Source organism: bacterium 336/3 (assembly GCA_001281695.1).
GTDB lineage: Bacteria > Bacteroidota > Bacteroidia > Cytophagales > Thermonemataceae > Raineya.
The window spans coordinates 1,342,794-1,366,388 of record LJIE01000001.1 but is presented as its reverse complement, the minus strand read 5'-3'; the positions used below and the strand labels follow the sequence as shown (position 1 = coordinate 1,366,388).

The window sequence follows — 23,595 nt, the reverse complement described above, 5'->3', positions numbered from 1 at the left end:
CTATGTTTTCTTCAAAAGACAATAATACAAACGACATAATGCTTGTTGAGCAAGCATTGATAGGAGATAAAAAATCCTTAGAGCAACTTATTAAAAAGTATCAACATTATATCTATAATATAAGTCTCAGGTTATTTCTTGATCCTGATGATGCCTTAGATGCAACACAAGAAGTGCTAATTAAAGTAGTTACACATCTCAAAACATTTAAAGGTGAAAGCAGTTTCAAAACTTGGCTTTATAGAATAGCATTCAATCATTTTTTGAATACCCCTAAGAGAAAAATGGAAAAGATAATGATTGAAAACTCTCAAAATTTTGCTGGATTCTCAGATACAACCTCTAATACTCTTGGAGAAGAAGAGATAAGAAGAAGTCCGTATAATGTGTTCTACTGCTATGCTTATGTGTTTAAATCGGGAGCAAAGATTAATTTACATTATAGGAGATGTTTTTGAAGCCAATCATAATTTAGGAGCTGAGTTATTTAACATAACTCCTGCTAATTATCGAGTAAAATTACACAGGGCAAAGACAGAATTACTAAACTTTGTTTCAGGCAAATGTGGCTTGGTCAATTCTGATAATCCTTGTCGTTGCCCTAAAAAAACAAAGCTTCTGGTAGAAAATGGGGTTGTAAATAAACAAAATCTAAAGTTCAATACTGATTTTGAAAGCAAAAACAAAGATTATAGTTGGTTTACAAAAAAATGAAATCAGTGATGATATTCAACTAAACCTAAAGTTTTTGTTTACAGAAAGCCCTTTTCAAATAAAAAAAGAACTTGACAAATTATTGTCAGAAATAGTAATATAAAATTGCTCTTACTTTACCAATGGAGTGATTTTTTAAATATGCTATATTTACTGACACGAAAGTGTCCCTAAACATAAAAAAACCTTTTAATTTTAAAATTAAAAGGTTTTGTGCGAAAGGGGGGACTCGAACCCCCACGAGTTGCCTCATACGCACCTCAAACGTACACGTATACCAATTCCGCCACTTCCGCAAGCATTTTAGGAGTGCAAATGTAGCTATTTTTATTTTTTTATCAAAAAAATAAACGAAAATATTTCTACTACTTCAAATTTTGGTATCTTTGCCCCGCAAGAAATCAAAAGTCAATCAACATGAAAAAAATTACTATCCTTTTTACCTTCTTAAGTTTAAGCGTATTAGTAGCTTGTAATTCAGATAAATCGAAAGATAACAAAACTACCAAAACGGAAACAACCAATAAACCAAGCGATAATATTGACAAAAGTGTGGTGTATGTAAACACTGATAGCCTTATTGCAGGTTATGAGTTATACAAAAAAGCAAGCAAAGATATACAAGTAAAAGGCAACGATTTCAGTAGTGATATTGAAAGACAAAAGACAGCTTTTCGTGACAAAGTATTGAAAGCAGAACAAAATGCTCGTGCCATGACAGTAGGCGAAATTGAAACTATGAAAAAAAGCCTTGCTGAAGAAGAACAAAGAATTATGCAATATGAAAACTCTTTGAGTCAAAATTTAGGCAATATGCAAAAAGAGTCTATTGACAAAATCAATAAAAATATTGATGATTTTATGAAGCGTTATGCTGAAAAAAATGGTCATAAAATGATTTTAAGCTATAAACAAGGTGTAACGGCATGGTACGCTGATAGCCGTTTGGATGTAACAACAGATGTAATGAAAGGTTTAAACGAAGAATACAATGCTCAAGGTAAGGAAACAAAAACAACTACCGATTCTACCAAGAAATAAGTATTTTTAAGAAAGTCTTAATTTAGATAATTCTAAAGCCCTTATTAGAACATAAGGGCTTTTTTTATGAATAAAACATTGCGATAATTCAAAAAATCTATAATTTTGATATTTAGAGCATATAGAATTGGTTATGAAAACAATTTTTATTTTTATTTTGAGTATCAGTCTTTGGAGTATTTCGTATGCACAATTACCCAAAAAAAGGTGGCTTCCTCAACGTTCTTATCAATCATCAAGACCTTATTGGGCTATTCAACCATCATTAGGTATGAAGAAGCTAGCCATGACACCTACCAATTTTCTTTTAAACTATAATCATCCATTTACAGATAGCCTATTTCCTAATCAGCAAAATATTAAAGCAAGTAAATCAGCTGGTGGACAAACTACTGCTTTCAATGCAACTTTAGCTTTTGAAACTGGTTTTACAAAAGGGTTACTTGGTGAGATTCGTATTGACCTGATTTTCACAAAACCTCTCCTTAGGAGTTTTGAAGTAGGTGCAGGCTGGAACTTTGAACTTACTTATTACGAAAATGAAAGATTACTTACCATACGCCCTGTTTTAGATTTAGTATGGCTCACCAATAATATTAAAATTGGCTCTTACACATTTCCTGAAAATGTACCCAGCATTGCTATGGTAGATGCTATATTTGAACGTAAAGCTGATTTAAATTTTAAGCTCAAGAATAGAGCTGTTGGACTAAGGCCTCGTTTGAGTCTCTCTACACCTGTCAATGACAAGTGGCTTCTCAGAGCTGATGTAGGCTATTTATTTATCTTAACCAAGAAAAGTGAATTCAAAATTACACAAGAAAATATTAATCAAGCACCTTACTATCCTGAAATAAACGATCCAAGACTCAATTTCACCATGAATGGAATACTCAGCAATAAAGATTTGTTTACTTATAGTGGTTTGTTTACCCAATTAGGCATTGCAAGGAAATTTGGTGATAATCGAGATAATGGCAGAAAATATAAAAACCAGCGTTGGAGGTAATTTTAATTCATCAGCCAATACCAAAAACTAACAGTTAGAAGGGAAAGAGGAATACCCACAGCCACCAAAAAGCTTGTCAGGCGTGGGTTTAAGTCATGTTCGGAAGCCATGAGTGATGAGGTTATCATGGGTGCCATAGCTGCCTCCAAAACCATGACTTTGTCAGGCAAAAGAGTTGCTTTTTGGAGCAAAATATAAAAAAACAAGGGAGCTAAAAACAGTTTATAACTCAAACCCACAACCCAATATCTCCAAGGAATTTCTTCTCCTTTCCAATTAATCTGCCAACCCACTGAAAACAAAGCAAGTGGCGTGAGCGTATCGGCAAGCCTTTTAAATACGATTTGCAAGCTTTCAGGAAAATTGAGTTCTAAGGTGGCCATCAGAATTCCAATCAAAAAAGCCCCAAAAGAAGGAAAATATAGAAGTTTTTTAAACATATACATGGTGCTTGCCTTCTTATCAGAAAAATAAACAGCCAAAAATACACCCAATGTAGAAAGCACTAAAAATGTGCCTTGATCTATCAGAACAGCCGTTTGGATTCCCTCTTTTCCATAAAAAGCTTCTACCAATGGATAGCCCATAAACGACACATTGCCAAATCCACAACTCAGTACCAATGCACCCAAAGTATTTTGGTTATAGCCTATAATGTTTTTAAGTGCATAAAAAAACAGGATTGAAAACCCTAAAATCAGTATTCCTGTAGCAAAGGGTAAAGCTATTTCCCACGAAAATCGAATTTGCGGAACATAATACAATGCCATTGCAGGTAATGATACATACAATACAAAACCATTGATACTCTGATGGGTATGGACAGGTAGTTTTAATTTTTGATGGTATTTTTTCAGAAAAACACCCATACCCAAACTGATGATTATTAAAATAAAATTACTCAACGTTTTACTATTTAAGTATAAATTTTCTGAATATATGAACTGTTTCCTTTGCTCTATTTTATTTTTTCTATAAAATTATCTAATCATTTGAGACTCTTAATAAATTCAAATATAACTGATAAATTAAATACACTCAATATTCTCCTTTCTCAAATCTTTTTTTTTATTTTTGAAAAACTTAACATCAATACACTTTATGAATATCAGAAATTATGTATATGGTTGTTTGCTTATAGCTCTTACAGCTTGCGAAACATCCAAACCTATTGCCAACAATCCAGCACAAGACAAATCAAGTTTTTTCAAGCAAGCCAATATCTTTTTTGATGATAGTAAATTACACACTGAGCTTGAAAAACTCAAAATTTCTGAAAACGAGGTTGTAGAGTTTTGTAGAAAAAGTGAAGATGCTGCCCTCAAAACTAAATTTGCTGCTGCTGTATATTCTAATAAAAATTACAATAAAACTCCTGCAAAAAAAGAGTTTTGGGCTGCTATCAGGTATAATTTAGGGCGTTTTGTAGAAACTGTGATGCTTATTAGAGAACCCAATCAAAAAGTATTCATGGATATTGGTTCGGGAAATGGAGAAAAGCTTTTTACTTCACTTTGTATTGGTTTTGATAAAGCTTACGGTTTGGAGTATAGTCAAGAATCGTTTGAAGAAAGCAAAGACAATTTAAAAGGTTTTAATAAAGAAATTGAAATTGTAAAAGGAGATGCTTTGGAGATTGATAGTACTTTTTATCAAAAAGCTGATTTTTTGTATATGTACTCACCCATCAAAGATGATGAAATTGCCGCCAAACTTTTCAAAAGAGTGATTGATAACATGAAAGACGGAGCTATTCTTTTAGAAGTAAGATGTGTGTATATCAATCAATTACGAAGACTTACTAAACTTAATTTCCCAAGTCTGAGAAGTTGGATAGCCATAAAAAAACAGAATGGAAAGTTTTTTTATAAAAACGTGATTGATAACTCTTACAATTACAACAATACTGAAACAAAAAAATGGATAGAGGTAGAATCTTTATAAAAAAGCCCCATCTGGGGCTTTTTTTATTTCATAGAAACTGCTTTTTCTTCATTTTTTGGAACATTTTCTCCTGATTCTTTCTTTCCTTGAGGCTCTTTAGCACCTGGAGGGTTTGTACCTTTCATGGTATGGATAAAACTTACTACTTGTTGTATCTGTAAAGGGTTTAGCTGTTTTTGCCAAGCCTGCATTCCTTTATTTGTTCCATACTTAATTGTTTTGAATACTTCATTTGCCGAACTACCATACAACCAATATTCATCTGTAAGGTTTGGTCCAATTTTCCCTTCTCCTTTCTCTCCATGACAAACCATACAATTTGCTTTGTACAATTCTTGCCCTTTTTGCAATTCTTTAGCATCTTTAACAATTTTTACATTTTTTTCATCAATGCTGTTAGCTATTTTTTTCAAGTATTCTTCCTTCTTGATTTCAGCCACTTTTACTTCTTTATCGTATTCAGTCTCCTGAACATCAGCAATATTCCAGATGTGATAAGCAGGAAAATATAAGAGAGCAAAAACAACAGTAAGTCCAAAAAACCAGTTAAACCAAGCAGGAATAGCATTATCTAATTCTTTAATACCATCAAAATCTTCGTCCAATAGCAATTTTTGTTCATGCGATTTAGGCTGAAAGCCAACCAATCTTTCCCAAATGGTATATTTTTCTCCAAGAGACTTGCTTGTTTCTTTTTGTAATATACTTATCAATTGTACAGCCACAACAATCAATAATATAACAATAGCTACTGATAAACCAAGCAATCCCAATAGAATCCACTGTATCATTTCTTCTTCTCCTGTTTTGGGCGTGGTATTCTGAGCAGATAGTGATGTACTCATTCCTATGAGTAGCATCAGGCTTGCTAATTTTTTTTTCATAAATTTTGCTGATTTAGAGGTTCATCGTTAAAAGGTATATTTTTTGCCTCCTGAATGTAAGTTTTGTTAGCCCTTACAAGCCATATAAGCATACCCACAAAGAATGTAAAAAATATCAGTAAGGAGATTATCAAGTAAGTATCAACTCCTTCTACTCCATTTAAAAATTGTCTCATAATAGTATGATTTTGATAGTAAATATTTGGATTCAGGGAACAAGAAACAGGATATAAGGCTCTAATTTTATATATTTCTTCTTGTTTCCTGTTTCTATTATTTTTGTGCTGTTTGAGGTTTTTCTGCTTTAATATCAGTTCCCATCCTTTGCAGATATGCAATCAAGGCTATGATTTCTTTATTTTTATCAGTTTTCACTTTATCTTTTTTCAAAGATTCAACAATAGCAGTTGCTTGCTCATCCATGCTTTTTTTAGCATTCTTAACGTCTTCATCAGAATATGGAACGCCTAATATTTTCATCACTTTGAGTTTATCTTCAATATGAGAAGCATCTAAGTCATTTTTTGCCAACCAAGGATATGGAGGCATAATTGAGCCTGTTGAAATAATTTGAGGATTCAACATGTGATCATAGTGCCATGAATCAGGATATTTTTTACCTATTCTCATCAAATCAGGTCCCGTACGTTTAGAACCCCACAAGAATGGGAAATCATATACATACTCACCAGATTTGGAGTATTGTCCACCATTGGGGTCGTATCTTTCTACTTCCGAACGGAATGGGCGTATTAATTGTGTATGGCAAGCATTACAACCTTCTCTGATGTATAAATCTCTACCTTCAAGCTCAAGAGGTGTATAGGGCTTCACGCTGGCAATGGTGGGGATATTTTCTTTTATTACAAAAGTAGGTATCATCTGTACCAAACCACCAATAGAAACCACTATCAAAGACCCCACAAGCATCAATAAAGGTTTTGTTTCAAATACTTTATGCCATCCATGAAGTTCACCAATGGGTTGAGAGCGGAAAGAAACTGCTTCTGCATTCTCATTTGCCATAAATTTTCCTTTCAAAGCAGTTTTCCAAAGGTTATACACCATCACTATTACACCAGCATAGTATAAAAGCCCTCCTACTCCACGCATTGCATACATAGGAATAATCTTGGTAACAGTATCTAAGAAATTGCCATAACGTAAAATGCCTTCCTCAGTAAATTCTTTCCACATCAGACCTTGTACAAAACCAGATACATACATAGGCACAGCATAAAACACAATGCCTAGTGTACCTAACCAAAAGTGTGTATTGACCATCTTTTTAGAATATAGCTCCGTATTCCAAATTTTAGGGAAGATGTAGTATAAAACTGCAAAAGTCATCATACCATTCCAGCCTAAAGCTCCTACGTGTACGTGAGCTACAATCCAGTCAGTAAAGTGAGCAATAGCATTTACATTTTTGAGTGAAAGCATAGGACCTTCAAATGTTGCCATCATATATGCTGTAATGGCTACAATCATCATTTTTAAAACCCCATCATCTCTCACTTTATCCCATGCTCCACGAAGTGTAAGCAAGGCATTGATACCACCACCCCAAGAAGGAGCAATCAGCATGATTGAAAATACTACACCCAAAGATTGTACCCAGTTAGGAGTAGAAGAATATAACAAGTGGTGAGGACCAGCCCAGATATAAATGAATATCAACGTCCAAAAATGCAGAATAGAAAGTTTGTAAGAATAAACAGGTCTATTTGCCATTTTGGGCAAGTAATAATACATCATTCCTAAGAATGGCGTTGTCAAGAAAAATGCTACTGCATTGTGTCCATACCACCATTGTACCAAAGCATCTTGTACACCAGCATATACAGAATAACTTTTGGTGAGTGTTACAGGTATCTCAAAGGAGTTTACAATGTGTAGGATTGCAATGGTTACCCATGTAGCAATATAAAACCAGATAGCTGCATAGACATGCTTTTCTCTGCGTTTAAGAAGCGTTCCGAACATATTGATACCAAATACAACCCAAATCAGGGTAATGGCTATATCAATAGGCCACTCCAATTCTGCATATTCTTTGGAACTTGTAATTCCCAAAGGTAGTGTAATAGCTGCCGAAAGAATAATTAATTGCCATCCCCAAAAGTGAATTTTGCTTAGTACATCACTAAACATTCTTGTTTTGAGCAATCGTTGCATAGAATGATAAATTGCCATAAAAATAGCATTACCTACAAATGCAAAAATAACGGCATTGGTATGCAATGGACGAATACGCCCAAATGTAGTATAGGGTAATCCGAGATTTAACTCAGGAAAAACCAGTTGGAAGGCTATCAAAATCCCGACCAACATACCAACTAAACCAAATACAATGGAAGCAATCCCAAAATTCCTTACGATTGCATTATCATAACTGAATTTCTCGACTACGCCATGAGAAGTCTGGTGTGAGTTTTGAATAGTTTGAATAGACATAAGTTATACAATTAAAATTATTGATTAGTTTGATTGTCTTGTTGAGGAGTCTTGATGCTTTGTGCAGGCACTGTATCATCAAATAACATTCGGATAGCAGGCGTATAATCGTCTTCGTATTGCCCACTGCGTAAATTCCATAAGAACACAAGCAAGAAAATACTTGCCATCAGTACACTTATTCCGAGTAAAACATAAATCACAACCATATTTTTCTATTTTTAGGTGGATATAAAAAATCATTTTGTACTGCGTATATTTTTAATCACCTTCTCAAAATTGCTTACTGAAAGGGTGGTAAATGCTACAACTGTAATAGAGCTAATGGGCATCAGAATGGCTGCAATCAAAGGAGAAAGTGTCCCCTGCACTGCAAAAAACAACCCAATGATGTTGTAAATCAGAGATATTACAAAACTCCATTTGATTACTTGCATCGTTTTTTTGGCAAATGCTGTGAATCCACTCAAATAAGACAGATTTTTAGCATCCAAAATGGCATCTGAAGCAGGCGTGAAATAAGCTATGTTATCTGTTACAGCTATTCCTACATCTGCTTTTTGTAAAGCTCCAGCATCATTCAAACCATCACCTAACATCAAAACAGATTGCTTATTTTGTTGCAAAGCATTCACAAAAGCCCATTTATCTTGTGGTGATTGATTAAAATGCAGTTTTTCGGGACGTAAAAAATAATGTTCTAAATAAGTAGCTTCACCTTTGTTATCTCCAGAAAGCAAATGCAAGTCATATCCTTGATTCAATAAACTACTTGTCAGATTTTCCAATCCTTTTCTGTATGTATTATGGAATAAGAAATATCCTTTCAATGTCCCATCTATTTCTACAAATACTTTGGTGGTATAATCATTACTATCTTTGGGTACACCCACATATTGCGAAGAGCCTATTTTTACAGATTTATTTGAAATTTTTGCTTCTAAGCCCCTTCCTATGATTTCTTTAAAACTTTCTAAAGGAATTTCTTGTACTTTTTCCTTTTGGCTTAAATGATGATAAATATGCTGAGATAAAGGGTGGGTAGAGTTTCTTACCAAATTCCCTATCATTTGTATTTCTTCAGGGTTTAGGTTTTCTGTTTGGTTTATAAACTCTACTTGTGAACTTTCTCTCTCTGTAATTGTACCTGTTTTATCAAAAATGATGGTTTGTACTTTTGCCAAATTTTCAATGACAGATACGTTTTTTAAGTACAATTTCCATTTACCCAATATTCTCATGGCTGTTCCTAAAGCAAACGGACTTGAAAGAGCCAATGCACAAGGACAGGCAATTATTAAAACTGCTGTAAACGCATTGATAGCTCTAGGTAAATCACTTTTGACAAGCCAAAAACTCAATGCCGAAAAAGCCACTATAAGCAATCCATAAGTAAAATATTTGCTTAAAAAAGACTGTAATTGTAGCGTTGTTTCTTGTGTATAATGTTTTTTCTGAAAATCTTCCTTATTCCAAAGTTCTGTTAGGTAGCTTTGAGAGACAGACTTCATCACTTCGAGTTCTAAAGTCGCTCCTATTTGTCTACCACCTGCATAAATCATTTCTCCCAGTACTTTTTCAGTGGGCATAGCCTCACCAGTTACAAAACTATAATCAATATTGGCTTCGCCTTTGAGTAAAATAGCATCTGCTGGAATAAGCTCTTGGTTACGAATTACGATACGATTCCCAACTTTTAGCTGATTGATAGGCTTCTGAACTTCCTGATTTTCTTCATTTTTGACTGCCACAGCCACAGGAAAATAAGATTTGAAATCTCGATTGTAACGAAGAACATCATAAGTTTTTTGTTGAAACCATTTACCCAAAAGCAAGAAAAATATCAGCCCTGCCAGTGTATCGGTATAGCCTGCTCCTACTTCTGTTATAATTTCAAATAAACTTCTGATAAATAGCACAATAAGCCCCAAAGCCAAAGGAAAGTCTATGTTCAATACGCCTTTTTTCAAGTTTCTATATGCTGATGTCAGGTAATCCCAACCTCCAAAAAAGAACGAAGGCAATACCAAAGCAAAATTTACATACTGAAAAAAATGCTTGAATGAACCTTCAGAATGACTATCAAATCCGAAGTATTCAGGAAAGCTAATGAGCATAATATTTCCAAAAGAAAAACCAGCTACAGCGATTTTAGCAATTATTTTTCGTTGATTCTTGCTCAAATGCTTGTATTCTTGGTCTTTTTCTTCTGTATCATTGAGTGTAATATGGGGTTCGTAGCCAATTTGAGAAAGCAATGTGGCAAGTGCTTGCAAGTCTGTTTGCTCTTCTGAGTAAGTAATAGACACTTTCTTTTTTAAGAAATCTACTCTCGACTGTCTTACACCACTATTGAGTTTATGTAAATTTTCTAAGAGCCAAATGCAAGAACTACAATGAATTTGAGGCAAATACAATGTAACTTTGGCAATTTTACCATCAGAAAAATCTATAATCTTACTTTTTACTTCGGGTAGGTTGAGGTACTCAAATTTTTCAGCCCTGACTGCATTTTTCACAGAATTACCAGCTAAATCATTCAAATTATAATATTCACAAAGATTGTTTTCTTGAAGAATGGCATATACATTTTGGCATCCTGTACAACAGAATTGTTTCTCATGGTATGAAATCACCTCTTTGCAAGTATCTCCACAATGATAACAAGTTGTTTTTTCTTCAGTATGTGTATGATTGATTGCCATAGCTATTTATCTAAAAGGTAATTTTCTTTAATTTCCAAAGATATTTTTTGAAGAGCTTCTTCTGTAATATCCGTAGGTTTATAGCGAGCCACCTCTTTACCATTGTGTATGACAAGTAACTTTGGAGTAAGTTGAACGGAAAAACTTTTAGCCAATTCAGGGTGCATATCTATATCCACAGAGAACAAATGGAGATTGTTTTCATTTCCAAAAATCTCTTCCATACGTCCCCATAAGCCTTTATCTGTTTTCCCTTTATAGAAAAATAGTAGTATGAGGTTATCTATGCCTTGTTCTTTTGTATAAAATAGTTCTTTGACTGTCATAATCGTAGTAATTCATGGTTTCAAAACTACATAGCTCTCTGCAACATTTGAATGAGTTTGGTAGGCATAAAAAACTGATTTTGCTCATAAAAATCAGAAACGAGGATAGCAAAGCCAACCTCGTTTACCATTAGTTTTACACCTAAGTTTTGATTAGAAAAGTTTATTGTTATGATGATTTTCGCTTTCTATGCTAATACAAATTAGCAGAAAAAAAATCAGTTCGCCCATGACAAGAATCATAGAACAAACTGATTTTGCAACAGAAAAGCCCTTAAAAATTTAAGGGCTTTTTCATTTATTTTTAGGATTATAAATCACTACAGAGTCCACTATCATATCATGGATGGCTCTTTTTTGTTTATCTGCTGTAACAGTGAAAAAAGAGACCGTTCCAAGTAGTATTTTTGAAACAAATCGTATATAAGATTGCAGTATATTAATTCTTTCTGTTGGGTTCTTAATTTTCCTCACTCGTATTCCTACTATATAATTTCCAAGAGTACACCCAAGCACCATACATAGTGGTTCATAAACAAAAAATAATGACACCCACAAAATCCCTTTTATCCATCCCATTTCTTCTTCATTTGTATTGGCAAATAATTGACTCAATAAAAACAAGCACGCAACAATAAAAAATTGGTCTATCATCAAAGATTGAAATCTTTTGATAAGTGTTGGATAGATTAAGGGTAGAGAGTTTTCTCCTTTCGTATCAATTTGTTCCATAAGTTCAATATATCGGAACAATTATAAAAAAAAGATATGAATATGAGATATTTTTATTTCGATTTCTCTTGCATACTTCTTACCAAACCACGCACCAAAGCACGAGGCGTAAAACGTACAGAGTTTGCAAGCAAGTAGTTCATCATGCCATGAATAGCCACTACTGTACCTTTTTGCATTTCTTTGTATCCATACAAAGCTACATCGTAAGAAGTTGGTAGTTTTTTACCTTTTACAAGCTTCGATTCCTCCATAGCTGCAGCTGCTTGGAAGCCCGATTCGGTAGCCCCTGGGCAAAGAGCTGTCACTGTTACGCCTGTTCCCTGCAATTCGTTGGCAATTCCTTCCGAAAAATGCAATACATACGCTTTCGTTGCATAATAAACAGCCATCAAAGGTCCAGGCTGGAAAGCAGCCGTAGAAGCAACATTTAAAATTCTACCATATTTTTTAGCCACCATATTGGGCAAATATGAGTGTGTAAGCTCAGTAAGGGCATGGATATTGAGTTGTAACATTTCTTGTTGTTTTTGCCATTTTGCTTCATGGAATTTACCAAAATCGCCAAAGCCAGCGTTGTTTACAAGTTCATGAATTTCAATATCTTGGCTTTGAGTCCAGTCATATACTTCTTTGGGAGCTTCAGGGCGTGATAAATCTTTCCCTATAACCCAAACTTTGTTGTTATATTTTGCTTCTAATTCTTTTTTGAGTTCAATAAGTTTATTTTCATTACGAGCTACCAAAACCAAATTATATTGGTTTTGAGAAAATATTTTGGCTAATTCGTAGCCTATTCCGCTACTTGCTCCTGTAATTAATACATTTTTTTGTGCCATGATTGCAAAATTTATATTTTTTAATGAATTTTATTGAAATTGAAGGTTTTTTTCTAACTCCATGAGTTGTGCCGTATATACATCAGCTCTACTTTCTGCAAAAAAATCAGCCCCCAACATAATACTACTTTGTAGAGCCAGCCCTATTCCTATCCCCAACCAAAAAGGCTTATCTTTCATCCAAAACATCTCTACTACAATAAGAGCTAAACCTATTACAAGCAGAGCAATTTCTACATATTTATAAATATCAAAGTTCTTGTTTACTACTATCATTCTTTCAAGTTCTTCTTTTACATATTTTTTAGGTTCTTTTTTGTATGCTTCTATAAGATTTTTGAGTTGCTTATCTGTACGAAAATAAACTGTCGCTCCTACTGTAATTTGAATAAAGGCAACCAGTATTAGAGGTATCGCCATACCATTCCACATAGGTTTTTTAAGATAAAAAATCCCTATCAAAGCTCCTATAATGGCGATGATACCCACCAGCATAAAAATCACTGATTCAGCTTTTTCAGCTACAAAGTAAGTTTGCATTTTCTGTTCCATATTGCATAGTTTTTAAGGGTACTTACAGATATTTTCTCTAAGCTAACCATTTAGACACAATAATACAACTCCTTAATTACCAAATTGTTGAAAGTGGTGATTGCAGTGTATCATGATTAACTTCCCCCAAGCTTTTCTTGTCATTTCGCCAAAATAAGTATGCCTTCCCCAATCATTATCAGATTTTGTAGCATAAGCTTTTTCTAATATTTCTTTTAGCTTTTGTTTTTCTGTTTCAAAATCAAAGTTTTCTGTAACTTTTAAAGGTTTAGCTGTTTTTGTATTGGTCGGAAATTTTTTCAAAACGTTTAAAATCAAAAACTGATTAAAACCTCTACTCATAAAACTGCTGTTATCAGGTAGTGTATAATATCCCAGTCCACTTCCAATTGCTAAATTCAAATGATGTAGCATCTGAGAAACTGTCATTGTTCCCCATTTCCTTTGTGAATTGGGAGTAATATTATCCAGCCTTTCTATTAGCTTTTTATAATCAGATTCTTTATAAAAATCTCCTTTTATTTTTTGATATTTCATAATTGATGTATTTTGAGCATTCAGCGTGAAGAAGGAATAGATAAAAGCTACTATTAATATTTTCTTAATCATTATAAGGTTGTTTTTATTTGCACATTCAAGTTTTCTAAAATTTTTGTTCCATACATTTTCGCTGGCGTTTGGAAACCCGCCTGCCAATGATTTTCTAAGATATATTTTGCAATTTGAGTAACTGTTTGGGCTGTAAACATATAGGCTTCTTGCCCTTCTATACTTACTGTAACTTTTTTCCCTTTTTTATTTTGAGCCTCCACATATACCCATGTTTTTCCTTCTTTCAGTTCTTTTTCTGTAGGACCTTGAGGAGCTTTGGCTATGAGTTTTTGTAGAAGTGTACTTTTTGTAAATTTTCCAAAAAGCCACTTATTTCTCATCATAAATACCAATGGTGCAGGAAATGCCGAATATGCCTTGATATTGGGTATTTGAGTGGTATAATATGCCGAAAATACATCTGCTCTCCAAGGATTGCTTACACATGCATGTTTTTTACCTCCCAAAGCAAAAGAAAAATTACTTTCTGCTGGTTTACAAGAAGTTAGTTTGCCATCTATACGTTTCACACCTACCTCATTCATGTCTTTGAGAACAGTTTTGAGTGTCCCTTGCGAAACGCCTCCTTGTGTAGCAAATGCAATGGTAAGCTCATGAGCGTCTGGCAAATTTTGTTTGGCAATATATGAAGCCACATCAGTTGGTACTACACCAAACCCTATACCTGCCATCAGCATAATTTCTGCTTCTTGGGCTGGTTTGTCAAAGCTATATACTTTTTCAAAATCTTTTACTTCTCCCGCAATGTCTGTATAATGGGTGTTGGTACTGAGGCATGCCTGAATCAATTTTTGGGCTGTAAGCTGAAAGGGTCCTGCCAAATTGACCACAAGCATTATATCAGTTATATTTTTTTGAATATTTTCTGAGTTTTCTAAATCAAAAATTCTGGTTTGTAAACTGTACTTTTTCCCAATCGCCTCCACAGATTTACTTCTTCCTGCTAATATTGGTTTGATGCCTTTTTTTAGCATTTCTTCGATTACCAACTGGGCTGTATAACCTGTTGCTCCATACAACAAAACCTTATTTTCCATTTTCAATTCGTTGTTTTAATATCTGATTATGTTTTTCAAAAGTTTTCTTCATCATATTGGTGATAAAGGGAGGTATGAAATAGGATAAAACACCTTTAAATTCCTCTCCATGTAATAAAAGAGTCTTATTTCCTTTTGGTTCGAGTCTGTAATAATGCTCTCCACAAACTATCCAGCTTGCTCCCAAAGCTCCCAACCATGTCATTTCTTTTTGAGGCTGAAAGACTGTTAGTTTTGCTTTAAAATTAGATTTGAGAGGAATGATATAAATTTTGATTTCGTTACCCTCTTTCAAATCCCCTTGAATTGTTTTTACCAACGGATTCCATGTTGGATAGCTTTCAATGTTCATCAGCTCTGCCCAAACTCGCTCCAAAGGAGCATCAATTTCTATAGATGTATGGTAACTTGCCATTGTTTTTAGGAATTAAGACCTTTCAAAATCAGTTTGGTAATCATTTCTATCTTTTTTTCTGCTTTCGAATAATCCACAGATGCCATATCAAATGTATTGGAACGAAATGTCGCTTCATGTTTGAGAGCATCGGCAATGGTAATGAGTACCTCTGCAATTTGTAATGAGTTATGCAATTCAAATACTTTTTGCTTAATTCCCTGCTTTAAAATACTTTCCAAATAAGCAATTTCTTCATTTTTAACACTCTGATAAACTTCGTCAAACTTGGGTTGTATTTCCTGAACAATCGTTACTGACAACTGATGAAGATTCAAGACATCTCTATAATATCGCATTCGAGCAATTAAATAAGTAACTATTTTTTCTTCTATGCTTTCTGCTTGTAATGCTGAGTTTTGTAGCTTTTCTATAAAATCTTTGGCTTCTGATAACACCACCTGAATAAAAATATCTTCTTTGTTTTTGAAATAATAATACAACGAAGCCTTGTTGAGTCTTGCTATTTTTCCAATATCGTCCAAAGTAGTTTTTTCGTAACCATAACGAGCAAAACAGTCTTTGGCTGCTTTTAAAATAGCTTTTAGTTTTAATTCACTTTTAGATATTTTCGTTTCTTCCATGTTTTTCATTTTGATACTACAAAGTTAAATTAAAATTTTCAAACAAAAAAACAAATTGTTTGAAAATTTTTATAAAAAAATAAAAAAGCCTTAAAATAGCTTTTTAAAGGTTTTTTTATTAATTTGGTTCAAAAAAGGATAGATTGTGTTGGCTGTTTTGCGTATTTATATTTTTGTTTGTTTCTTTTTACAACATTTCTTGAGTCTCGCTCAAGATTCAACGCAATATATAATTGTTGGCAAAATTGTGTTGGAAGGCAATAAAAAAACACGCCCAAGCATTATTTTCAGGGAAATTGATATTCAAGAAGGCGATACTATTCCCAAGCACAAACAAAAATTAATTTTAGAGAACATTCAGAATCGTCTGTTCAACATTAATCTTTTTATAGCTGTTGAACCCCAATGGATAGAAAAAGACTCTTTGGTTTCTGATTTACGCATTTTGTTCAAAGAACGTTTCTATTTTTTTGCTGCTCCTATTTTTGAACTTGCAGACCGTAATTTCAATGAATGGTGGTACGATAGAAAACGAGATTTGACAAGAACAAATTATGGGGCATTGCTTGTTTTAAAAAATGTACGAGGACGTAATGAGGCTTTAGAATTCAATGCTCAGAGTGGTTTTATAGGCAGATTTAGGCTATCTTATAAAATTCCTTATTTGGATAAAAAACAACAATATGGGCTTACCTTGTATTTTTCGTATCATCAGTACAAAAATTTAGCTTTCCAGACAGAAAACAACAAACTTCTTTTTTTAAGGTCTGAAAACCTACTCAAAGAGCGATACAATGCTGAAATTAGGCTTCGTAAACGAACAGGATTTTATACTTTTCAGAATATAGATATTCGGTTTATGAAAAACCGAATTTATGATACTATTGCTATTTTAAATCCTAATTATCATTTGAATAACAATCCATTTCAGCAATTTTGGATGTTGGGATATGATTATATATATGATAATCGAGATTTTGCAAGTTATCCACTCAAAGGCAAACGAATATTTGCTCGTTTTGAAAAACATGGTATTTTCAAAGCTGATGATTTGGATTTATGGTTCCTAAAAGCTGCTTATCAGTATCATAAGCCTCTTTCTCAAAAATTTTATAGTAGTTTTGCTCTGGGAGGCAGACTCTTGTATCATCAAGGGCAACCCTACTCTTATGCCTCTGCCATGGGCTACGGCAATGATTTAGTCAGAGGGTTTCAGTTGTATGTAGTGGACGGACAACATTATTTAATGGCTAAATCTACACTCAAATATCAATTGGTCAATATTATTAAGAATGTACGTTTTATGCCCTTAAAACAGTTTAAAACTATTCCTTTGGCTATTTATCCTAAAATTTATGCCGATATGGGTTATGCTTCGGATAATGTTTTTTCTAAAGAAAGAAATCCCCTTGCTAATCAACTACTTTGGGGTACAGGTGTTGGTGCTGATTTTGTAACTTATTATAATAGTGTGTTTCAAATAGACTTAACCTACAACAAATTGGGGCAATTTGGTTTGTTCTTTAATTTTGAAAGTAGTTTTTAAGAAAAAAAAGGCTATTTTCTTTGTGTTTTTAATTGTTTTATCTAAAATAGCATTTAATTTTGCTAAAACATACGTAACTAAATTATGAAGTGTACACTGATTTTGGATAAAAGTGGCTCAATGACAATCAGAGACCAGAAAAATGGACGTTCTCGTTGGGAAGCTTGTAAAGAAGCCATCACTGCTTTGGCTTACAAAGCTGAACAGAAGGATACAGAAGGGATGACTCTATATATGTTTGCAGGTAGATTTAAACGTTATGAAAAAGTAACCGCTCCTAAAGTAACAGAAATATACGAAGAAAATGAACCTGGTGGAGGAACTGAACTAGGTGATGTATTAGAAGATGCATTCGAGTTCATTGCACAAAGAAAAGCTAGTGGTGTCAATGTGCCCGAATTAGTATTGGTAGTTACAGATGGTGAACCTGATAATAGAGAAAGTGTTTCTCAAAGTATTGCCAGAATGTCTCATAAAATTAAAGACCGTTCAGAACTTGCTATTTCGTTTATCCAAGTAGGTACAGACCCTGCTGCTTCAGAGTTTTTGAAAACCTTGGATGATGATTTGACAAAAGCAGGTGCTGCTCTTGATATTGTTGATACTCTTACTCTTGAAGAAATGGAGGATTATTCGCTTACACAAGTTTTTGATAAAGCATTTAAAGATTAAGATTCTTTATAAAAATAAAAGGCTAAACATAAATGTTTAGCCTTTTTTATGAGCAATTCTTTCAGGTTTGTATTCAAAATCTCCAAATACATGAATAAACATAGATTTGGAATAGCGTAAATTAAAAGGAGCAAGTATAATTACTAAGGGTATAATAATAACGGCATATACCCAAGGTTCAGGGTCGTTGAATAGATAGAAAGTTGTAAAACCTACTACAATAAATAAAGCTACAGAGAAAGCATAACCTATATACATTGCACCTTGAAAAAAATCAGGTTCTTTTTCGTAGCGTACATTACATACAGGGCATTTTTCTCTAGCTTTAGGAAATCCAAAGCCTTTCTCAAATAAATCGCCTTCTCTACACTGGGGACATTTACAAGCTATGATGGCTTGCAGTTTTGTTCTTTTTTGCATCTTTGTTTTTCTTATAGTTCTTATACCAAACATAACCCAAAGCAGAAAGCAACAAATAAGGGAAAAAAGCCATGTATAAGATTGCACTATTGATCCCATTTCCTTGTCCAGAGCTTTCTGATACAGATTTACACATCACACATTGAGCTTGTATGAGATTAGGTAAAAAGATAAGTGCTAAAACAATCAATTTTTTCATAAGAAACTTTTTTATTATGCTTTATAGCATGGGTTTAAATTGGAGTTTCATTTTTTGTCCTTTAAACTCATACACCAATATCATTTGTTCTTTTTCTATTTTTTCGATATTCAGAGGTAAATCTACATCTTTAATATTTAAAATCAACTGATTTTTATCACTATCATAACGCCACTTAGCTGCATCTACACTTTGCCCTGCTACCGAAAATTGAAGTGTCCCATCTTTCTGGAAATCAAAATTAGCCTTCAAAAGCTTATTTTGAGCTTCTTTGAGTACAAAATCTTTGGCTATATCAAAAGCTCCTACTTTATCTAGCAATGATGCCCCTGGTATGAGTTCTTTCAAGAAACTCCCTGCTATTTCGCCACCTGGGATTTCAGCATTTTCTACTTGCCACTTCTTCTGAATTAACCTTTTTTTACCTTGTAAAAGTTCACAAGAAGACACTAAAAATAAAAACAAAGCTAATACGATATATTTATGCATAATTTTGAGATTAAGTTTATGACAAATTTATAAAAACTTCGTTATTCTACAACAAAAAAGATGTAAAACACTTGCTATTAGTGTTTTACATCTTTTTTTATGAGTAAAATCTTGATTAAATTCTCATTAACCAATTGTATTTATCTTCAATTTGTCCGTATTTGAGTTTGGTAAGTGTATCCAATACTTTATTGGCAAACTCTCTTTTTTCAAGAGCAGGAAGGTGATAATCAGCACCTTCGTGGTGAATAGCCTTCACATGAGCCACTACAGCAGCCGTTCCCAGACCAAATACTTCGTCTATTGTATTATTTTTCAAACCTTCTACCAATTCAGTAACTTTCACTTTACGCTCTTCTACATCATAACCCCACTCTTTAGCCAATGTAAGTACGCTATCACGTGTAATCCCTCTCAAAATGGTATCGCCGAGTGTAGGCGTAATAATTTTGTTACCCATTCTAATCATGATATTCATAGTCCCTACTTCCTCAATATATTCATGCGTATCGCTATTTGTCCAGAGTTGTTGGTGATAACCTGTCTTTTGTCCTTGTACAGCAGGGTACAACGAAGCAGCATAGTTACCAGCCGTTTTTGCACAACCAATTCCACCTTGAGCCACACGAGAATAATGTGTTTGAATATTGAGTTTTACAGGCTCAGAATAATAATTACCCACAGGACAAGTAAAAATGATAAATTTATACTCGTGAGAAGGTCTTACACCCAAAAATGGCTCAGAAGCAAACATAAAAGGTCTGATATATAAACTCGCCCCTTCTTGTTTAGGAATCCAGCCTTTATCCAACTCAATAAGTTGTCTCATACCACCAATAAAAATTTCCTCAGGGATAGCAGGCATACACATTCTTTCAGCAGAGGTTAGCATTCTTTTATGGTTTTCCCAAGGTCTGAAAACGGATATGTCGCCATCTTGTGTATATTGAGCTTTTAAACCCTCAAAGATACTTTGTCCATAATGCAAAGCTGCCATAGCAGGACTTAATTGCATATCGCCATAAGGCATCACTTTACAGCTCACCCACTGTCCATCCTTATAATCAGCAACCAACATGTGGTCTGAAAAAATTCTACCAAAGCCTAAGTCGTTGAAATCAACTGTCTCTAAACGAGATTGTTTAGTTGTTTCGACTTCGATTAAGAAAGTATCAATCATCTTTGTTATGGTTTAAAGAGTTATTAGATAAGGAGGTCTTTAGGTGTGTTTGTTTATGTCCAACCTCCGGTTTAAATTAGATTCTTGGTTTCCAAGGAATTTCCTCAATATTGAGTTCTTGGTGCATTTTTCTACACAATACGAACAGGTAGTCCGAAAGCCTGTTGAGATAGCGAGCTATCAACCCTCCTTCTACAATTTCCTCTTGCTGAGATAGTTTGAGTACAAGTCTTTCGGCTCTTCGGCAAACCGTACGAGCCACATGCCCAAAAGAAATAGCAGGATGCCCCCCAGGTAAAATGAAGAAACGCATGGCAGGCAGCACTTCGTCCATTTTGTCTATTTCTTTTTCCAAAAACTCCACATCTGTATCAAATAAATCGGGTACTTTTTTCTTCTGATTCTCTGGTTCTGAGGCAAGTAATGAGCCTATGGTAAACAATCTGTCTTGTATTTCTTTGAGTGTATCTTTTCTTACCTCATTGACTTCTTGGTCTCTTAACAAACCCACATACGAGTTTAGTTCGTCCACAGTCCCATAACTTTCTATGCGTAGATGAAATTTATCTACACGCTTCCCGCTTACAAGTGAGGTCTGACCTTTATCGCCTGTTTTTGTATAAATTTTCACAGATAAAGTTTTGTTTTTTGAAGTCGCAAAGTAGCTATTTTTCTCTAAATAAAAAAATGGTTTTGCTATCTTGACCCACAACGATTTTCGCTTTATTTCATTGTATAAGTCTGTAAAATATTCTTGTTGCAACATTTAATTTTATATTTTTATGCAAAAACCTCTCAAATATTACATCTATTTTCTGAGTGCATAATTTTATAATATCCTTAAAACAAGAAAATTAATTTCTTAAAACGTTCAAAAAAAATATTTTATTACACCAATGCAAAATCAGGGATTCCCTGATGCGTGGAAACTTTTTGTTTTGTAGATTTAGGCAAAGATAATTAGAAATTTAACTATAAGAATTAATGGAGAAGCCTATACTAAAAATTAGATATGATGCATTTACTTCAAACTATGATTTTGAAGATTTTATGTATATGGATGAATTCAAGGAAAATCTATCAAAAGAGTATAACCATTTTATTAAACCAAAACCTGCCATTGGAAGAGGTGGCAATGCATATGAATTAGCAGTAGAATTTTTTCTGAATACCGATTTACAAACCTATCTTACAATTATTGGAGGTTATATAGGAGGAAAAGTTATTGATAAATTTGCAGATGGACTTTTAGATAAATACTTATTTAAGCCTTTCTTTGAAATTTTTAAAAATTTTAGTAAAAAACATAATGGTGTTGAAATATGGGAATTTAAAATTGAACTTTATAACTCAGTAATTATTATATATAAACTAAATGGTTTTCCAATAATTGAAATATTTGATAAGATATTGGAAACGATTTATCATAAGTTAAATAAATTAGTGATCAATGATGAATTATTCCCTTCTGTAATTACAATTCCTGTATTTGCAGAAACAATTAAAGAAAGTATAGTTTTTAGACCACCACTGGGAATAGGTGAAACAAAAGAAGATATAACTGAGAATGATTATTTCAAATTATGGAAATTAGATTATGAATTTACACACACATCAAAAGTTTATGATCTTGTTAATGATATTTTAATTGATAATATTGATTATGTAGATGAAAATGAATTTTATACAAGATGGCAAGATGATTCTACCCTCTAACTAGTTTCAGGTGATAATACCTGAAACGGTAAAAAAAGACTTATATATGAATGAAATAATAGAAATTAGCAATGGAAAAGGCAACATTCATATCAAGGGGAATGCTATGGAAAGCTATTTATACATAAAGAAAAAACCCAAAATTGCTATATTTTTTGTAAACTATAATACTATTCTCAGATACCAAATCAGTACAGAAATAACACAAGAGATTCTCCAAGAGAACTATATTTATGAAAATATAGTTTCTAATGGAATACTCCAAAAAAAATTATCTCTATCTGAGCAATTTTCTCATCTTACTCAACTTCTTACAAATGGTCTCTACCTATTGAGTTATGAAAAATCAGAATTCCAAGTTCAAATTACATCTATTTCTCCATTTGAGGGATCTTATGGCAGGACTGTTTGCTTTTCAGCAACTCAATCATATATTAATTCTGCATTTGTAGAACATTACAAAAAAAAGATTAAGGCTGGTATTTATCCTATTCCTGTATTACTTAAAATAAAAGACTCTAATACTCAATACATTTTAGATGGGCATCATAAACTCAAGGCTTATCAAGATTTAAAAATAAAACCATACACATTAACTATCAATAAACTTCAATCTGATGATATAGAAACACACAAAGGAATTGAAATAATGAATCTTATAGATTACAATAATACTCAAAAAATAATAGATGTTTATACCAAACAAAAATCACAAAAAATAGATTTCTCATAAATTAAAAAACAACTTTACGCCATGTCAGGTGTTATTCACCTGACATAAATAACACCTGAAACGGTAAAACCTCAAAATATTCAAAATAACACAAAAAATGAAAGTTAAATGTAAACATTGTTTATCAACAGAAGAAATTGAAATACCAGATTTTAAGCAGGAAGAAAAATTAAAATTGAAAGAATTAATAGCTGTTGCTCTTCTTCTTCATTCAGATAAGTATCTCATAGATACTTACAAAGTAAGTCTTACACATGCAAAATATATTACAAACCATATCAATAAAATCTATGGGCATTGTAATCGTTGTAGTTTTGATAAGCTTGATGAAGAATACATCAATTGCCCAAAATGTGGAGCTTTAAATTTTAACTGGAAAATAGAAGAATGAAAAATTTTTTCAAGATTGCTTCGGCTCATTATATTCGCCTCGCAAAGACGAAAATGCTCCTTAAATTACAAAAATAAAAAACTTTTTTCACTACAAAAAGTTGAAGTTCTAAATTCAGATTTAATTTTTATATTTGGGCTATAAAACAAAAAACCTTCCAATATTGCTACTGAAAGGCTTATTTTGAGGAGGTGGTGTGGGGCGGGATCGAACCGCCGACACAAGGATTTTCAGTCCTTTGCTCTACCTACTGAGCTACCGCACCATATTTTCCGTAAAAAGTGATGCAAAATTAGAGAGGATTTTTATATTTGCAAATAAATAGTTACTTTTTTTATTAATTTTTTATTAAAAAACTT

General features: G+C 33.2%; 26 protein-coding genes, 2 tRNA genes and 2 pseudogenes. 9 read left to right on the top strand and 21 right to left on the bottom strand.

From position 1 onward, the window contains the following. Positions 1-2 precede the first annotated feature (2 nt). Positions 3-708: pseudogene (locus AD998_06485) on the top strand (hypothetical protein). A 217-nt stretch (positions 709-925) separates the two neighbouring features. Here AD998_06485 and AD998_06480 read toward each other — a convergent pair. Further along, positions 926-1,010, bottom strand: a tRNA-Leu gene (locus AD998_06480). Positions 1,011-1,131: 121 nt separating this feature from the next. On the opposite strand from AD998_06480, the gene AD998_06475 reads away from it, so the two are divergent. Next, positions 1,132-1,755, top strand: a complete 624-nt coding sequence (locus AD998_06475; GenBank protein KOY85838.1) for a hypothetical protein — start codon at positions 1,132-1,134, stop codon at positions 1,753-1,755. A 127-nt stretch (positions 1,756-1,882) separates the two neighbouring features. Further along, the gene (locus AD998_06470) at positions 1,883-2,764 is read left to right on the top strand and encodes a hypothetical protein (GenBank protein KOY85837.1); all 882 of its coding nucleotides are present in this window, start codon (positions 1,883-1,885) and stop codon (positions 2,762-2,764) included. Between the two features lie 2 nt (positions 2,765-2,766). Here the strand turns inward: AD998_06470 and AD998_06465 are convergent, their stop codons facing one another. Beyond that, positions 2,767-3,669: a hypothetical protein gene (locus AD998_06465; GenBank protein ID KOY85836.1), complete on the bottom strand. Its 903-nt coding sequence runs from the start codon at positions 3,667-3,669 to the stop codon at positions 2,767-2,769. A gap of 196 nt (positions 3,670-3,865) precedes the next feature. Here AD998_06465 and AD998_06460 point away from each other — a divergent pair, with 196 nt between their 5' ends. Next, a complete protein-coding gene (locus tag AD998_06460; GenBank protein KOY85835.1) occupies positions 3,866-4,708 on the top strand; it encodes a hypothetical protein in 843 nt (280 codons plus the stop codon). Positions 4,709-4,731: 23 nt separating this feature from the next. Here the strand turns inward: AD998_06460 and AD998_06455 are convergent, their stop codons facing one another. From AD998_06455 to AD998_06395, 13 genes and pseudogenes are all read right to left on the bottom strand, one after another. Beyond that, on the bottom strand, positions 4,732-5,568 hold the full coding sequence (locus tag AD998_06455; protein ID KOY88090.1) for a hypothetical protein: 837 nt from the start codon (positions 5,566-5,568) through the stop codon (positions 4,732-4,734). 20 nt (positions 5,569-5,588) lie between these two features. Beyond that, positions 5,589-5,771: a hypothetical protein gene (locus tag AD998_06450; protein ID KOY88089.1), complete on the bottom strand. Its 183-nt coding sequence runs from the start codon at positions 5,769-5,771 to the stop codon at positions 5,589-5,591. Positions 5,772-5,865: 94 nt separating this feature from the next. Then, complete coding sequence (locus tag AD998_06445; protein ID KOY85834.1) at positions 5,866-8,049, bottom strand: cytochrome C oxidase Cbb3; 2,184 nt, start codon at positions 8,047-8,049, stop codon at positions 5,866-5,868. A gap of 17 nt (positions 8,050-8,066) precedes the next feature. Next, positions 8,067-8,258 (bottom strand): cytochrome C oxidase Cbb3, encoded by a 192-nt coding sequence (locus AD998_06440; GenBank protein KOY85833.1) that lies wholly within the window; start codon positions 8,256-8,258, stop codon positions 8,067-8,069. Positions 8,259-8,288: 30 nt separating this feature from the next. Continuing rightward, positions 8,289-10,754, bottom strand: a complete 2,466-nt coding sequence (locus AD998_06435) for a hypothetical protein (GenBank protein KOY85832.1) — start codon at positions 10,752-10,754, stop codon at positions 8,289-8,291. Between the two features lie 2 nt (positions 10,755-10,756). After that, positions 10,757-11,080, bottom strand: coding sequence for a hypothetical protein (locus AD998_06430; GenBank protein ID KOY85831.1), 324 nt, complete (start codon positions 11,078-11,080; stop codon positions 10,757-10,759). Between the two features lie 294 nt (positions 11,081-11,374). Next, positions 11,375-11,812 carry a hypothetical protein gene (locus tag AD998_06425; GenBank protein ID KOY88088.1) on the bottom strand — a complete coding sequence of 146 codons (438 nt, stop codon included), beginning with the start codon at positions 11,810-11,812 and terminating at the stop codon, positions 11,375-11,377. Positions 11,813-11,865: 53 nt separating this feature from the next. Further along, positions 11,866-12,651, bottom strand: coding sequence for a short-chain dehydrogenase (locus AD998_06420; GenBank protein ID KOY85830.1), 786 nt, complete (start codon positions 12,649-12,651; stop codon positions 11,866-11,868). A gap of 30 nt (positions 12,652-12,681) precedes the next feature. Further along, positions 12,682-13,191 (bottom strand): hypothetical protein, encoded by a 510-nt coding sequence (locus AD998_06415; GenBank protein ID KOY88087.1) that lies wholly within the window; start codon positions 13,189-13,191, stop codon positions 12,682-12,684. 84 nt (positions 13,192-13,275) lie between these two features. Then, complete coding sequence (locus AD998_06410; GenBank protein ID KOY85829.1) at positions 13,276-13,812, bottom strand: hypothetical protein; 537 nt, start codon at positions 13,810-13,812, stop codon at positions 13,276-13,278. Beyond that, on the bottom strand, positions 13,812-14,852 hold the full coding sequence (locus tag AD998_06405) for a hypothetical protein (protein KOY85828.1): 1,041 nt from the start codon (positions 14,850-14,852) through the stop codon (positions 13,812-13,814). Before AD998_06405 ends, AD998_06410 begins: the two co-directional genes overlap by 1 nt. Positions 14,853-14,934: 82 nt before the next feature. After that, a pseudogene (locus AD998_06400) lies at positions 14,935-15,267 on the bottom strand (hypothetical protein). Positions 15,268-15,272: 5 nt separating this feature from the next. After that, on the bottom strand, positions 15,273-15,890 hold the full coding sequence (locus tag AD998_06395; protein KOY85827.1) for a hypothetical protein: 618 nt from the start codon (positions 15,888-15,890) through the stop codon (positions 15,273-15,275). Positions 15,891-16,047: 157 nt separating this feature from the next. Here AD998_06395 and AD998_06390 point away from each other — a divergent pair, with 157 nt between their 5' ends. Next, entirely contained in the window at positions 16,048-17,436 is a 1,389-nt protein-coding gene (locus AD998_06390; protein KOY88086.1) for a hypothetical protein, read from the top strand. Positions 17,437-17,520: 84 nt separating this feature from the next. Continuing rightward, positions 17,521-18,108, top strand: a complete 588-nt coding sequence (locus AD998_06385) for a hypothetical protein (protein KOY85826.1) — start codon at positions 17,521-17,523, stop codon at positions 18,106-18,108. A gap of 36 nt (positions 18,109-18,144) precedes the next feature. Here AD998_06385 and AD998_06380 read toward each other — a convergent pair whose 3' ends face one another. From AD998_06380 to AD998_06360, 5 genes are all read right to left on the bottom strand, one after another. After that, the gene (locus AD998_06380; GenBank protein ID KOY85825.1) at positions 18,145-18,528 is read right to left on the bottom strand and encodes a hypothetical protein; all 384 of its coding nucleotides are present in this window, start codon (positions 18,526-18,528) and stop codon (positions 18,145-18,147) included. Then, positions 18,488-18,727, bottom strand: coding sequence for a hypothetical protein (locus tag AD998_06375; GenBank protein KOY85824.1), 240 nt, complete (start codon positions 18,725-18,727; stop codon positions 18,488-18,490). The genes AD998_06380 and AD998_06375 overlap by 41 nt, the downstream gene beginning before the upstream one ends. 21 nt (positions 18,728-18,748) lie before the next feature. After that, on the bottom strand, positions 18,749-19,216 hold the full coding sequence (locus AD998_06370) for a hypothetical protein (GenBank protein ID KOY85823.1): 468 nt from the start codon (positions 19,214-19,216) through the stop codon (positions 18,749-18,751). A 115-nt stretch (positions 19,217-19,331) separates the two neighbouring features. Beyond that, positions 19,332-20,396: a branched-chain amino acid aminotransferase gene (locus AD998_06365; GenBank protein KOY85822.1), complete on the bottom strand. Its 1,065-nt coding sequence runs from the start codon at positions 20,394-20,396 to the stop codon at positions 19,332-19,334. Positions 20,397-20,472: 76 nt separating this feature from the next. Next, entirely contained in the window at positions 20,473-21,027 is a 555-nt protein-coding gene (locus AD998_06360) for a cob(I)yrinic acid a c-diamide adenosyltransferase (GenBank protein ID KOY88085.1), read from the bottom strand. A gap of 353 nt (positions 21,028-21,380) precedes the next feature. Between AD998_06360 and AD998_06355 the strand changes: the two genes are divergently transcribed. The 3 genes from AD998_06355 to AD998_06345 all read left to right on the top strand — a co-directional run bounded on the left by AD998_06355 (position 21,381) and on the right by AD998_06345 (position 23,236). Beyond that, complete coding sequence (locus AD998_06355) at positions 21,381-22,112, top strand: hypothetical protein (GenBank protein KOY85821.1); 732 nt, start codon at positions 21,381-21,383, stop codon at positions 22,110-22,112. 46 nt (positions 22,113-22,158) lie between these two features. Next, positions 22,159-22,845, top strand: a complete 687-nt coding sequence (locus AD998_06350; GenBank protein ID KOY85820.1) for a hypothetical protein — start codon at positions 22,159-22,161, stop codon at positions 22,843-22,845. Positions 22,846-22,942: 97 nt separating this feature from the next. Further along, positions 22,943-23,236, top strand: coding sequence for a hypothetical protein (locus AD998_06345; GenBank protein ID KOY85819.1), 294 nt, complete (start codon positions 22,943-22,945; stop codon positions 23,234-23,236). Positions 23,237-23,425: 189 nt separating this feature from the next. Here the strand turns inward: AD998_06345 and AD998_06340 are convergent. Beyond that, positions 23,426-23,501: transfer RNA gene (locus AD998_06340), tRNA-Phe, on the bottom strand. Positions 23,502-23,595: the final 94 nt, after the last annotated feature.